Origin of the sequence: Sphingomonas sp., assembly GCF_048595155.1 — a bacterium.
In the GTDB taxonomy this organism is placed as follows: Bacteria; Pseudomonadota; Alphaproteobacteria; order Sphingomonadales; family Sphingomonadaceae; genus Sphingomonas_I.
In genome coordinates this window covers 1-12,393 of sequence record NZ_JBMDXN010000005.1, presented here as the reverse complement: position 1 = coordinate 12,393, position 12,393 = coordinate 1, and the positions used below count along the sequence as shown (strand labels likewise).

The window sequence follows — 12,393 nt, the reverse complement described above, 5'->3', positions numbered from 1 at the left end:
TTACGCGACATACGTAAAATTAGGGCCGACAGATATGTTTTGTCCATTGATCGAGATCAGCGTGCCGGCGCATCGCGCATGAAGGCTTGTATCGGCGGGGCCTTCATCCCGCCCGCTGCCACGAAGCCGCGATTGAAAAAGCCCGGCTTCCCATAAGGCATCGCACCACCGTCGGGTGCGGATATCATTCCTCCCGCAGCACGTAACACAGCGTCACCTGCCGCGATATCCCATTCCATCGTGGGCGCCAGACGGGGGTACAGATCCGCTTGGCCGCAGGCGACCATGCAGATTTTCAGCGATGACCCGCGCGTTACCCGGGACGCCACCTTGAATTGATCGAGATAGGATTCGGTCGCCGCCGAATTGTGCGATCGCGATGCGACCGCGGCCAGGCCTTCGTCAGGAACATCGCGGACCCGCATTGTGCGGCGGGATCCGATGATACCATCTTCTCCCACCAGGGCCGTCCATGCCAGCAGACGCTTGGCGTCGCCCGCAAAGATGCGACGTTCGACCGGCGCGAAAACGACGCCGAGCCCCGGTGCATGATCTTCGATCAACGCAATATTGACCGTGAAATCGCCGTTGCGGCTGATGAATTCCTTGGTGCCGTCAAGCGGATCGACGAGATAGAAGTGACCGTCCGTATCGGGAATGCGGCCTGCGGCGGCCTCTTCCTCAGCAACGACGGGAACCTCGGGTGACAGCGTTGCGAGAGCTTGAAGGATGATGGCTTCACCTGCCGCATCCGCATCTGTCACCGGCGAGCTATCCGGCTTCACCGTTACCGAAAAATGGCTGTCATAGATCGTCATAATCGCGGTCCCAGCCGCGATCGACGCCTCGACCAGTCCGTCCAACAATGCATCCCGATCGATTTTCATAGCCCGGGCGGTAGGGCATCCCGGCTTGCCTGGGCAAAGATTTTATGTTGCGACATCGATAGCGGTGTCGTGCTTGAAGCCGGACGCCATGACTGCATCCCTTACTCATCTTCAACGGCTCGAGGCCGAAAGCATCCATATCCTGCGCGAAGTGGTCGCGGAGACCGAAAAGCCGGTGATGCTCTATTCAGTCGGCAAGGATTCGGCGGTGATGCTGCATCTTGCGCGGAAAGCCTTTTACCCGGCTCCCCCGCCCTTCCCCTTGCTCCACGTCGACACGACCTGGAAGTTCAAGGCCATGTATGACTTGCGCGACAAGGCGGCGCGGGAGGCGGGCATGGAGTTGCTTGTCTACCAGAACCCGGAAGCCAAGGCGCGCGGCATCAACCCGTTTGATCACGGTAGCCTCCACACCGACATGTGGAAGACGGAGGGGCTGAAGCAGGCGCTGGATCAATATGGGTTCGACGCGGCTTTCGGCGGTGCGCGGCGCGATGAGGAGAAGAGCCGCGCGAAGGAGCGCATCTTTTCCTTCCGCTCAGCCAATCATCGTTGGGACCCGAAGAACCAGCGCCCCGAGCTCTGGCATCTCTACAATGCCCGCAAGGCCAAGGGCGAGAGCATCCGTATCTTCCCGATCTCCAATTGGACCGAGCTCGACATCTGGCAATATATTCACCTTGAACAGATCGAGATCGTCCCCCTTTATTTCGCCGCACCCCGCCCCACGGTGGAGCGCGACGGCATGCTCCTGATGGTGGACGATGACCGCTTCCCGCTGGGGCCCGGCGAAGTGCCTGTCGACCGGTCGGTCCGTTTCCGCACGCTCGGTTGCTATCCGCTCACAGGCGCCATCGAGAGCGAGGCCAAGACCCTGCCCGAGGTCATTCAGGAGATGCTTCTGACCACCACGTCCGAACGTCAGGGCCGCGCGATCGACAAGGATGCGGCTGGGGCCGGCATGGAGAAGAAGAAGCAGGAAGGCTATTTCTAATGACCGATGCCTCCTCTTACCAGGCCGATGCGCTCATCGCCGAGGATATCGACGCCTATCTCGATCGGCACCAGCATAAGAGCCTGTTGCGCTTCATTACCTGTGGCTCCGTGGACGATGGAAAATCCACGCTTATCGGGCGTTTGTTGTACGATTCAAAGATGATCTTTGAGGATCAGCTGGCTGCGCTCGAGGCGGACAGCCGCCGGGTCGGCACGCAGGGACAGAATATCGATTTTGCCCTGCTGGTCGATGGTCTCGCCGCCGAACGCGAGCAAGGTATCACGATCGACGTTGCGTATCGCTTCTTCGCGACGGACCGGCGCAAGTTCATCGTCGCCGATACGCCTGGCCATGAGCAATATACGCGCAATATGATTACCGGCGCTTCGACCGCCGACCTTGCCGTGATCCTGGTCGATGCGCGCAAGGGCGTGCTGACGCAGACGCGGCGCCACAGCTATCTTTGCCACCTGATCGGTATCCGCAACGTCGTGCTTGCGATCAACAAGATGGACCTGATCGATTATGATCAGGCACGTTACGACGCGATCGTCGCCGATTATCGCAGCTTTGCGGAGACGATCGGAATTGCGTCTTTCCTGGCCATGCCGATCTCGGGCTTTGCAGGCGACAATGTCACTACCCCTTCACGCAATCTGCCCTGGTATGACGGCCCGACGTTGCTCGATCATCTAGAGACCGTCTCGCTGGATGCCGACGCAGATCGCGCCAAGGCTTTCCGCATGCCAGTGCAGTGGGTCAATCGACCCAATCTCGACTTTCGAGGCTTTTCCGGGCTGATCGCGGGCGGCACCATCGCGCCCGGCGATGAGATCCGTGTCCTGCCGAGCGGCAGGACCTCACGCATCGCGCGGATCGTTACCTTTGACGGCGATCGCGACGGGGCGGTTGCCGGCCAATCGGTGACCCTGACGCTCGCCGATGAGATCGATTGCTCGCGTGGCGACGTTATCGCGGCCGCGGGAGACCCGCCGGAGACCGCCGATCAGTTTGAGGCCACCATCGTGTGGATGGCGGACGAAGCGATGCTTCCCGGCCGCGCATATTGGCTGAAGCTCGGTACTCAGACCGTCACCGCAAACGTCCAGCCCCCAAAGTACCAGATCAACGTTAATAGCTTGGAGCATCTTGCTGCCAAGACACTGGATTTGAACGCAATCGGCGTCGCCAACCTGTCGACCGACCGCCCCCTGGTCTTTGAGCCCTATGAGAAGAGCCGCGATCTCGGTGGCTTCATTCTGATCGACAAATTCACGAATGCCACCGTCGCTGCCGGGATGATCCATTTCTCCCTGCGTCGCGCCCAGAACATCCATTGGCAAGCGACGGATATCACACGGGAACGCAGAGCGGCGCTGATGCGTCAGAAACCTGCCGTGCTATGGTTCACCGGTCTTTCAGGCGCCGGCAAATCGACCATCGCCAATCTGGTCGAGAAGAAGTTGGCGCGGATGAACCGCCATACGTTCCTGCTCGATGGCGACAATGTGCGACACGGTCTCAATCGGGATTTGGGTTTCACCGATGCCGACCGCATCGAGAATATACGGCGGGTCGGTGAAGTCGCACGATTGATGAGCGATGCGGGCCTGATCGTCATCACTGCCTTCATCTCGCCTTTCCGGGCAGAACGCGAAATGGTGCGGCAGATGCTTCCGGACGGCGAGTTCATCGAGATCTTCATCGATACGCCGCTAGCGGAAGCCGAACGGCGCGACGTGAAAGGCCTCTATGCCAAGGCGCGCGCGGGCGCGCTCAAGAACTTCACCGGGATAGACAGCCCGTATGAAGCGCCCGAAAAGGCGGAGCTGCGGATCGACACGACATCTCAATCGCCGGAGCAAGCCGCCGATCACATCGTCGACTATCTGCTCGACCGCTAATGCATAGCGCGGCCTTGTCGTCCTCTTTAGGAACACGGAATGACGGCGCCCCTCACGTCTTACGATCAGGTCGCTTATCCATCGATGATATCCCGCAAGACGCATCCCGACCGGATGGCTGTCCTCGCGAAATTGCACGGGCTGGATCCGCCTGCGATCGACACGGCCCGTGTGCTTCAGATTGGCGGCGGCGATGGATTAGACGCCATCGCGCTCGCGGCCGCCTATCCTCGCGCCGAGTTCGTCAACTTCGATATCGCGGAACAGCCGATTGGGCGCGGCCGCCGCTGGTCCGAAGCGGCAGCCCTCAGCAATGTCCGTCATCTGGTCCTGAACATCTTGGAGGCGGCGGAGCGCCTCGACGGCACCTTCGATTATATCAGTGCCCATGGCATCTATGCTTGGGTTCCGGACGTCGTTCGCGCCGCCGTCATGCCGCTGATCCGACGGCGATTGTCGCCCAACGGCGTCGCCTTCGTCAGCTATAACACCTTTCCCGGCGGACACAGCCGGATCGCATTGCGCGAGATGATCCGCCACCACATCGCCTCGATAGAGGCGCCCGCTCAACAAATTGCGGCGGTTCGCGCCCTGCTCCGTTCCTTCGCGGCACCGCAACCTGGAGACGAGCCGATCACGGCTACGATGCGCCGCGAAGCCGAAGCGGCCCTTGCCTCGTCCGATGGGCTTCTGTTCCACGATGTGATGAACGACTTTTACTTTCCTCAATCGTTTCTAACGGTGGTGCGGGACGCGCAGGCACATGGCCTGGCCTATCTGGGCGAGGCCGCCGGCGGTGGCTTGGACAAGGGGTTCCTTGATCCGGATCGCGCCCAAATCCGCGAGCACGCATTGCTCGACCGTCTGCAGGCGCTGGATTACACCAAGGGCCGCTACTTCCGTTCGAGTCTCTTCGTCCACGCAGAAGCACAATTCTCGCGAGTGGCCGTGGATGAGGCCATGACGAAGCTGTGGGTGACGACCGATACGAAAGACATTGGCGACGACGACTTTCAGGCGGGCAAGCGTAAGGTTCATGTCAACGATCCCCGGCGTGCCGCCTTGCTGCGAACGCTGATCGCCAGACAGCCGGAGGTGATCCGTGTGGATAGCCTCAACCTTGATCGGGAATTGCTGGCCGCTCTGCGCCACTATGCGCTGGAGGATATCGTCACGCTCTCCACAACAGCGCCGACCTTCACACACTCGCTGCGCGAAAAACCGAAAGCGAGCTCGCTGGCCCGTATGCAGATTGGACAGGGGTCGCCAGTGGTCGCGACGCTCGCGCACAAGACGATGGCGCTGCAGGACCCGGATCTACGGCACCTCGTCACCCTGCTGGATGGCGCACACGACCGAGAGGCGCTGAAGCGCGCCTGGGCGGTCGAAGAAAGAAAGATGCCGCTGGACAAGGCATTGCAGTGGATTGCTGCCAGCGCGCTGCTTGTTCCGGATCGCGCAGCCTCAGAGCCCTGAGCCGGCCTTGCGCCAGCGGGCGAAGTCTACGACCTGCCGTGCGACCAAGCCGATCTGGTCTCCGATCTTGGCATCCAGCGCGGTGCCGTCTTGTTCAAAAACCTTGCCTTCGGGAACGAAGGCTGCCCCGTAAGGCGTTGGCCACGCCCGCAAAGCATGCGCAATCGACCGCAGCGTGACGAGCGTTGTCCCGCACGCCAGCCAGCCAAAGGCACTCACGATCGCGCCAAAGGCGCAGCCGTCGAGATACGGACGGTCGTCACGTGCCAAATCCTCGAGTAGATCGAGCGCATTCTTGACCGGCCCCGTGATGCTGCCGTGATAGCCGGCCGAGGCGACGATTACGCCATCGCACTCCCGCACGGCATTGATGAACGTGGTTTCGTCATCGGTCCGTTCGGTGCGCCCCGGGACATAGAGCGGCAAACCGGAAATCAGCGCCCCATCGATCAACTGCGTACGTGCGCCCAAGCGCTCCGCCGCCAGCAGCGCGCAGCGTACTGCCAGCTCGCTGGTGGAGTGCGGACGCGACGTCCCACCGATTCCGACGATCAAGGGCGAAAAGTCTCGGGTCAACGGCGCCTCCTCCCGACCGCCTAGCGAGCTGGCACGGGCGGCGCAACGGCCCGCGCCGAGATAGCGCGGCTCAGCTGATTTCCGCCCGATCGCGACCAAAGTCGTAACCGGCTCACCTCGACGCTGCTCCCCCAGGCCGATAGACCCGCCCCATGACCCTGCTGCCGATCATTGCCGCTGTTGTCCTGCTGGTGCTGTTGATCGCGGTGTTGAAGGCGCCGCCATTCGTAGCGTTCATCATCTCCGCCTTGGCCGCAGCCCTGATGCTGGGCATGCCGCTCGCCAAAATCCCGGCGAGCATGGAGCATGGCATCGGCGACCTGCTCGGTTCGCTTGCCGGTGTGATCATCCTCGGCGCCATGTTCGGCAAGCTGATCGCCGATAGCGGAGCCGCCGAACGGATTGCAGAGAGCCTGACCCGGCTGTTCGGGCAGAAACGATTTCCGATCGCGATGACCTTCACCGGTTTTATCGTCGGCATCCCGCTTTACTACAATGTCGGCTTCGTCCTGATGGTGCCGCTGATCTTCTCGATCACCTACCGCGCCAAATTGCCCGCCGTTTATGTCGGCATGCCTTTGCTCGCCGGCCTCTCCATCGCGCATGGATTTCTGCCGCCGCACCCTTCGCCGACGGCGCTGGTCACCCAGTTCGGCGCGGATCTCGGCACCACGCTGATTTACGGCCTGATTGTCGGCATCCCGACGCTGCTGATCGCAGGACCGCTCTTTTCCACCACGCTGAAGGGCATCGTCGGCGCGCCTTCGACATTGTTCAAGCCGTCGGATACCCGCAGTACCGATCTGCCGGGGGCGTTCAACAGCTTCGTCTGCGCGCTGCTTCCGGTGATCCTGATCGGCATCGCGACCGCCCTGGCCTATTCGCCCGGTCTTTCGCCGGAGCAAAAGTCGCTGATCGGGTTTGTCGGCAATCCCACGATCGTCCTTCTACTGTCCGTCGTCATCGCAACCGTCGCGCTCGGTACGGCACGCGGCCGGCCGCTCGGCGAGATCATGGAGGGCTTCGGCACGGCGGTACGGGATATCGCCACCATCCTGATGATCATCGGGGGCGCCGGCGCGCTCAAGCAGGTGCTGATCGACAGCGGCGCCGACGTGCAACTTGCCGGCCTTTTGCAGGATATTCCGCTGCCGCCATTGATGCTCGGCTGGTTGATAGCTTTCGTAATCAGGATCGCGCTGGGCTCCGCGACCGTCGCCGGGCTGACCGCGGCAAGCCTGGTTCACCCGCTGGTGATCGCAACCCACGTCGATCCCAATTTGATGGTGCTTGCAGTCGGCGCGGGCAGCTTGATGTGCAGCCACGTCAATGATTCCGGCTTCTGGATGTTCAAGGAATATTTCGGCCTGAGCTTGCGCGACACGTTCCGATCCTGGTCGCTGATGGAAACCATCGTCGGCCTGTGCGGCCTGGTATTCGTGCTGATGCTCAGTCTGTTCGTGGGATAAGAGGCCCTCCGCACCCGCAATTCTCGCCACAATCCTATCTTCACGCCCGCGAAGCAGACCTCGGCTGGCATCCGTCCTCGTCTCGTGACACGGCGGCCGTTTCAATCGCGAGTCATAAAGCGTGACCCAATTAGCAATTCTTTATGAGCACCCTTCCTGGTTCACGCCGCTATTCGCCGCCTTGGACCGCCGCGGCATCCGCCATGCGCGTCTGCAGCCTGACGGCCATTTCGATCCGACCGATCGCGACGTGCCGGCTCCTCTCATCTTCAATCGTATCGCGATGTCGAGCTTCCTGCGAAGCGGCGAACATCCCATCTTCCATACCATGGCCCTGCTGGATCATTGGCGCCGCGCTGGCGCCAATGTGATCAACGGGACCGATGTTCTGGCGATCGACGCCTCCAAGGCGCGGCAGCTCGCCCTGATCGCCTCCCTTGGCCTGGCCATTCCAGCAACACGGGTCGTGCATCGCGTGCAGGACGTGGCCGCCGCGGCCGCGACCATCGGCTTTCCGTTAGTGGTGAAGGCCAATATTGGCGGTTCGGGTGCCGGCATCATGCGGTTCGACAGCATGGACGAACTTCGCCACACGGTTGCGGCCGGCGATCTGCCAAGCAGCGTCGACGGCGTGTTGCTGGTGCAGGATTATGTGCCCGCGCGTGACGGGATCATCACGCGGATCGAAACGCTGGATCGCGCCTTCCTCTATGCGATCGACGTTGCAGGTGGCGGCGCGTTCGATCTCTGCCCGGCGGATGCTTGCGTGGTTGGCTCGTCGATCAGCATGACCGCCGTTCGCCCGACTGCAAATTTGGTAAACGCGGCGGAGCGCATCGCAACGGCAATGGATCTCGACGTGGGCGGCATCGAAGTGATGATCGATGACCGCGATGGGACGGCGCGATTTTACGATATCAACGCCTTATCGAACTTCGTTGCCAACCCGCTGGACGTTCTTGGTTGGGATCCGCACGAGCGGCTGGTGGATTATCTGATCGCGCGGATCGAGGACGCACGCTGATGCGCTATGGATATTGGACGCCTGTGTTCGGCGGCTGGCTGCGCAACGTCGCCGACGAAGGCATGGAGGCCAGCTGGGATTATACCAGACGCTTGACCCAGCAGGCGGAACGTTGGGGCTATGACCTCACGCTGATCGCGGAACTCAACCTCAACGACATCAAGGGCGTCGATCAGCCCGCGCTGGATGCCTGGTCGACCGCCGCGGCGCTGGCCGCGGTAACGGAGCAGATCGAGCTGATGGTTGCCGTCCGCCCGAACTTCCACCAGCCCGCCTTGTTCGCAAAGGCAGCCGCCAATATCGACCGGATCGCCGGAGGACGGCTGGCACTCAACGTCGTATCTTCCTGGTGGGCGGATGAGGCCCGCCAATATGGCCTGCAATTCGATGAGCATGACGATCGCTATGCCCGCACATCGGAATGGCTCCAGGTCGTCGACGGGCTTTGGACGCAGGATCGGTTCAGCTTCTCCGGCGACTATTATCGGACGCAGGACGCCATCTGCGCCCCCAAACCGGCCAAACGCCCGACCATCTATGCTGGCGGGGAGAGCGAGAAAGCCAAGACGATGATCGCGGCTCAATGCGATGCCTATGTGATGCATGGCGATCCGGTGTCCGCCATTGCGCCCAAAATCGCGGACATGGCAGCACGGCGGGAGGCCGCCGGCGGCCAGCCTATGCTGTATGGCATGGCGGCCTATGCGATCGTGCGGGACAGCGAAGCAGAGGCGAAACGGGAGCTGGAGCGGATCACGACCGTCAGCGAATTGCCCGCTGGCTATGCGAATTTTGATCAGTGGCTATCGGGAACGCAGCTGGAACGCGAGCTCAAGATCCAGGAATATTCCGTCTCCAATCGTGGGCTGCGGCCAAATCTGGTGGGCACACCCGAACAGCTGAAGGCGCGAATCGAGGAATATGAGGCGGCAGGGCTGAACCTTCTCCTGCTGCAGATGAGCCCCCAAGCCGAAGAGATGCAGCGGTTCGCGCAGCAGGTAATGGGCACGACCTAGGCGAAGCGACATCGTCGTTGGGTAGCGTACAACGCCGACCCGACAGTCCAGGTCCGTAGATGCGAAAAACCCCGCCAACCCATTGGATTGGCGGGGTAATTCTGGTGGGCGTGGCAAGGATTGAACTTGCGACCCCTGCGATGTCAACACAGTGCTCTACCACTGAGCTACACGCCCACTGGACGCGGATGAATCGCGCCCGGAAAGGGGTTTGGGGCTGTTAGCCGAGGGGTTTGGATCGCGCAACCCGCGATCCGCATCTATTCGAGCTTCCGATCATTTCGTGCGCGCCACACCGTCGGACAGGTGTTGAGCAGGGCCAGGTCCGTAATTCGCTTCATGACGGCCGCTTTTCCTTTTATCAGGAACGTCATGCCCGCGGCCGCCCTCACCCGCCTGCCTCTCTTCGAACGGCTGGGACCGGATGAGCCGACCAGTCCCCTGGTCTGCGCCGTTCCCCATGCCGGACGTTATTACCCTCCCACCCTGGTGGCCGCGAGCGCGGTGCCGCTGCATCTGTTGGAACAGTTGGAGGATCGCCACGCCGATCTGCTGATCGAAGGCGCGGTTGAACGCGGCGCGGTCGCGATCGTGGCACGGATCGCTCGGGCTTGCATCGATCTCAATCGCGGCGAAGAGGATCTGCATCCGGCATTGCGCGATCCGCCCGGAAGCGGCGGCGCGGCGAGTGCGCGTGCGCGATCGGGTCTAGGCCTGCTGCCGGATCGGCTGGGCAAGCGCCATCTGTGGCAGGTGCTGCCCTCGCCAGCAGCGGCCAGCGCCCGACTGGAGCTTATTCACGAACCCTATCCCGCGGCCATCGCAGACGCGCTGGCAGCTGCCAGCGCCCGTTTCGGTTGCGCCGTACTGATCGATTGCCACTCCATGCCGCCACTGCCGGGAACGCGCGCCGCGCGCGTGGTGATCGGTGACAAGCATGGGCGATCAGCCGGAAAAGGCGTCGCGGCGGACATGGCGCGTATCGCGCGCGCGCTTGGCTACCCCACGGCCCTCAACGCCCCATATGCGGGAGCCTATGGCCTCGTCCGCCATGGACGCCCGGCGGACAATGTCCACGCCCTGCAGATCGAGATTGATCGGACGCTCTATCTTGAGCGGGATATGCGCAGCCTGTCCCCCGGATTAGCCGACGCTCAAAAGCTGGTAGCTTCGCTCGCTGCTGCCGCGCTGAACGCTATCCAATCGCCGTCGGCGATTGCGGCGGAATAACCCGGCCCCATAAGAAAAAAGCCACCCCGTGCTTTCGCACGGAGTGGCCAAGGTTCAGGGAGGAAGCGCGCCGAAGCGCGCTAATGCCGAGCCGCGAAAGGGGAACACGGCGGGGCATCGGTATAAGAATAGGTGAGCGGCAAAAGGGTTTCAAGGTCTTACGATTTTTTACCGTGAAATCCGTCGCATCCCTCGCACCATTGCCGAGTCGCGGCCAGCCGGCCGCCCCGCGACCCGCTGGCCATCCCCGCGTATTGATCAGACGTTCTGGAGGATCGGCTGCTGGGCCGGCACCTTACCCAATTCCATCTGGCGGCCGAAGATTTCGCTGACGAGGCCGAGCGAGAACAGATGCGCATATAGCAAAGTCAGCATGCCGTTCTGGCTCATCTTACGCAGCTGGTCGCCACGCAGGTCGCGCAGCTTTTCTTCATTCACCATGCCGAAGCCGCGATAGAGAAACGGATTGGGGCTCGACTGATGCTGGATGTTCAGTTCCCCATCCTCCAGCAATCCGGTTTCGACGAGATCCTTCATGAAAGCGGTGGTGCGTTGGGCAGCGACCTCGAACTGCTCGCAGAAACCCAGCATATCCTTCACCGCCTGGGTCGGCTCGCCATTTTCGAACAGCGGCAAACCATCCTCATAATCGCCCAGCACGCCGCGGCTGGGGTCGAAGCACAGCGACATTTCGTCGCTGTCGTTGCGCAGGCGCGCCAGCATGAACGGATAGCGACGGACGAACGCCGGCAGATAAGTGTTGTCACGATAGCTGCCGTCTTCGTTGACGAAGACGTTCACACCTTCGTTGAGCGCCATCAGCGCCAGCGGCACAGGATCGGAGCCGATCGAGAAAACGATCGGGAAGAAACGCTGCGCGATGGGGAATTCGTCTACCGTGAGCGGGATGGCGTGAACTTGCCCGATAAATTCAAGCGACTGCATCGGACGCAGCTTCCAGGTCGCATGTTCCTGGCTCGAAAGGGGTACCAGGTCCTGGTACAGCATCGGAAGGCCCGAATTGCCGGGAGCACTCGCCATCTTTGATCTCTCCTGAGGATGCAGCGGAGGTGATCGTGCCCGCCCCCGCGGAAAGGCCGCCCTCTATTGTCTCGGGCGCGCTGGCGCAACCTTGAGACCGGCTCTCTTCGCGATGGGCCGCTTAATCGAGCGGGATGAGCTTGCCCGGGTTCATGATGCCGTGCGGATCCATGGCTTGCTTGATGGCGCGTAAAGCACGGAGCCGCACCGGATCGATCGTCCTGGCGAATTCGGCCAGCTTCAGCTGCCCGATGCCATGTTCGGCCGACATCGATCCGCCACGTGCGGCCACGAGGTCATGCACGAAGCTGCTGACCTTTGGCCCCTCCTCCGCGAGCCAGCTTTTCCCGTCCGCATCGATCGGCGGCTGGACGTTGAAGTGGATATTGCCATCGCCGAGATGGCCGAAGCCCAGAACCCGCGAACCTGCGAAACGGTCTTCGACCGCTACTCGCGCTTCCAGAAGGAAGGCGGGCATTGCGGACACCGGAACTGAAATATCGTGCTTGGCGGCGGGTCCATCAACCCGCTCTGCCTCGGCGATGCTTTCCCGCAATTTCCAGAATGCCTCGGCCTGGGTCTCATTGCTGGCGATAGCGGCATCTTCGATCAGGCCCTCCTCCGCTGCCTCGGCGAGCAACGTGGTCAGCCGCTCCGCCGGGTCTGGGGCGCCCACCGGTGCCGTCGCCTCGATCAGGACGTTCCAGCTATGCACCCCTTGCAGAGGAGCCCGCGTGCCGGGAATGTGACGCAGCACCATCGCGAGCGCGTTG

Annotated in this window: 11 protein-coding genes and 1 tRNA gene; 7 read left to right on the top strand and 5 right to left on the bottom strand. The window is 61.9% G+C overall.

Features of this window, described 5'->3' with window-relative positions; genetic code table 11:
* Positions 1-56: 56 nt before the first annotated feature.
* Positions 57-887 carry a 3'(2'),5'-bisphosphate nucleotidase CysQ gene (gene cysQ / locus ACOJSI_RS00625; protein WP_420136313.1) on the bottom strand — a complete coding sequence of 277 codons (831 nt, stop codon included), beginning with the start codon at positions 885-887 and terminating at the stop codon, positions 57-59.
* A gap of 88 nt (positions 888-975) precedes the next feature.
* Here cysQ and cysD point away from each other — a divergent pair, with 88 nt between their 5' ends.
* From cysD to ACOJSI_RS00610, 3 genes are read left to right on the top strand one after another with little or no spacing between them, the layout of a single operon-like run.
* On the top strand, positions 976-1,881 hold the full coding sequence (cysD, locus tag ACOJSI_RS00620) for a sulfate adenylyltransferase subunit CysD (RefSeq protein ID WP_420136312.1): 906 nt from the start codon (positions 976-978) through the stop codon (positions 1,879-1,881).
* On the top strand, positions 1,881-3,788 hold the full coding sequence (cysN, locus tag ACOJSI_RS00615; protein WP_420136311.1) for a sulfate adenylyltransferase subunit CysN: 1,908 nt from the start codon (positions 1,881-1,883) through the stop codon (positions 3,786-3,788). The genes cysD and cysN overlap by 1 nt, the downstream gene beginning before the upstream one ends.
* Positions 3,789-3,827: 39 nt before the next feature.
* Positions 3,828-5,264 carry a methyltransferase regulatory domain-containing protein gene (locus tag ACOJSI_RS00610; RefSeq protein ID WP_420136310.1) on the top strand — a complete coding sequence of 479 codons (1,437 nt, stop codon included), beginning with the start codon at positions 3,828-3,830 and terminating at the stop codon, positions 5,262-5,264.
* Here ACOJSI_RS00610 and ACOJSI_RS00605 read toward each other — a convergent pair.
* Entirely contained in the window at positions 5,253-5,840 is a 588-nt protein-coding gene (locus tag ACOJSI_RS00605) for an NADPH-dependent FMN reductase (RefSeq protein WP_420136309.1), read from the bottom strand. The genes ACOJSI_RS00610 and ACOJSI_RS00605 overlap by 12 nt on opposite strands.
* A 152-nt stretch (positions 5,841-5,992) precedes the next feature.
* On the opposite strand from ACOJSI_RS00605, the gene ACOJSI_RS00600 reads away from it, so the two are divergent.
* From ACOJSI_RS00600 to ACOJSI_RS00590, 3 genes are all read left to right on the top strand, one after another.
* Positions 5,993-7,309: a gluconate:H+ symporter gene (locus tag ACOJSI_RS00600; protein WP_420136308.1), complete on the top strand. Its 1,317-nt coding sequence runs from the start codon at positions 5,993-5,995 to the stop codon at positions 7,307-7,309.
* Between the two features lie 121 nt (positions 7,310-7,430).
* Complete coding sequence (locus ACOJSI_RS00595; protein ID WP_420136307.1) at positions 7,431-8,333, top strand: ATP-grasp domain-containing protein; 903 nt, start codon at positions 7,431-7,433, stop codon at positions 8,331-8,333.
* A complete protein-coding gene (locus ACOJSI_RS00590) occupies positions 8,333-9,349 on the top strand; it encodes an LLM class flavin-dependent oxidoreductase (protein WP_420136306.1) in 1,017 nt (338 codons plus the stop codon). The genes ACOJSI_RS00595 and ACOJSI_RS00590 overlap by 1 nt, the downstream gene beginning before the upstream one ends.
* A 102-nt stretch (positions 9,350-9,451) precedes the next feature.
* Here ACOJSI_RS00590 and ACOJSI_RS00585 read toward each other — a convergent pair.
* Positions 9,452-9,526, bottom strand: a tRNA-Val gene (locus ACOJSI_RS00585).
* Positions 9,527-9,721: 195 nt separating this feature from the next.
* On the opposite strand from ACOJSI_RS00585, the gene ACOJSI_RS00580 reads away from it, so the two are divergent.
* Positions 9,722-10,579, top strand: a complete 858-nt coding sequence (locus ACOJSI_RS00580) for an N-formylglutamate amidohydrolase (RefSeq protein ID WP_420136305.1) — start codon at positions 9,722-9,724, stop codon at positions 10,577-10,579.
* 258 nt (positions 10,580-10,837) lie between these two features.
* Here the strand turns inward: ACOJSI_RS00580 and ACOJSI_RS00575 are convergent, their stop codons facing one another.
* Positions 10,838-11,620 (bottom strand): SapC family protein, encoded by a 783-nt coding sequence (locus ACOJSI_RS00575; RefSeq protein WP_420136304.1) that lies wholly within the window; start codon positions 11,618-11,620, stop codon positions 10,838-10,840.
* A gap of 121 nt (positions 11,621-11,741) precedes the next feature.
* On the bottom strand, positions 11,742-12,393 hold a 652-nt coding region (locus tag ACOJSI_RS00570; protein WP_420136303.1), incomplete at its 5' end, for an FAD-binding oxidoreductase.

Bases quoted from the DNA above. Each gene is read 5' to 3' on its own strand.
- cysQ (WP_420136313.1), bottom strand. From the start codon at position 887: ATGAAAATCGATCGGGATGCATTGTTGGACGGACTGGTCGAGGCGTCG.
- cysD (WP_420136312.1), top strand. From the start codon at position 976: ATGACTGCATCCCTTACTCATCTTCAACGGCTCGAGGCCGAAAGCATC.
- cysN (WP_420136311.1), top strand. From the start codon at position 1,881: ATGACCGATGCCTCCTCTTACCAGGCCGATGCGCTCATCGCCGAGGAT.
- ACOJSI_RS00610 (WP_420136310.1), top strand. From the start codon at position 3,828: ATGACGGCGCCCCTCACGTCTTACGATCAGGTCGCTTATCCATCGATG.
- ACOJSI_RS00600 (WP_420136308.1), top strand. From the start codon at position 5,993: ATGACCCTGCTGCCGATCATTGCCGCTGTTGTCCTGCTGGTGCTGTTG.
- ACOJSI_RS00590 (WP_420136306.1), top strand. From the start codon at position 8,333: ATGCGCTATGGATATTGGACGCCTGTGTTCGGCGGCTGGCTGCGCAAC.
- ACOJSI_RS00580 (WP_420136305.1), top strand. From the start codon at position 9,722: ATGCCCGCGGCCGCCCTCACCCGCCTGCCTCTCTTCGAACGGCTGGGA.
- ACOJSI_RS00575 (WP_420136304.1), bottom strand. From the start codon at position 11,620: ATGGCGAGTGCTCCCGGCAATTCGGGCCTTCCGATGCTGTACCAGGAC.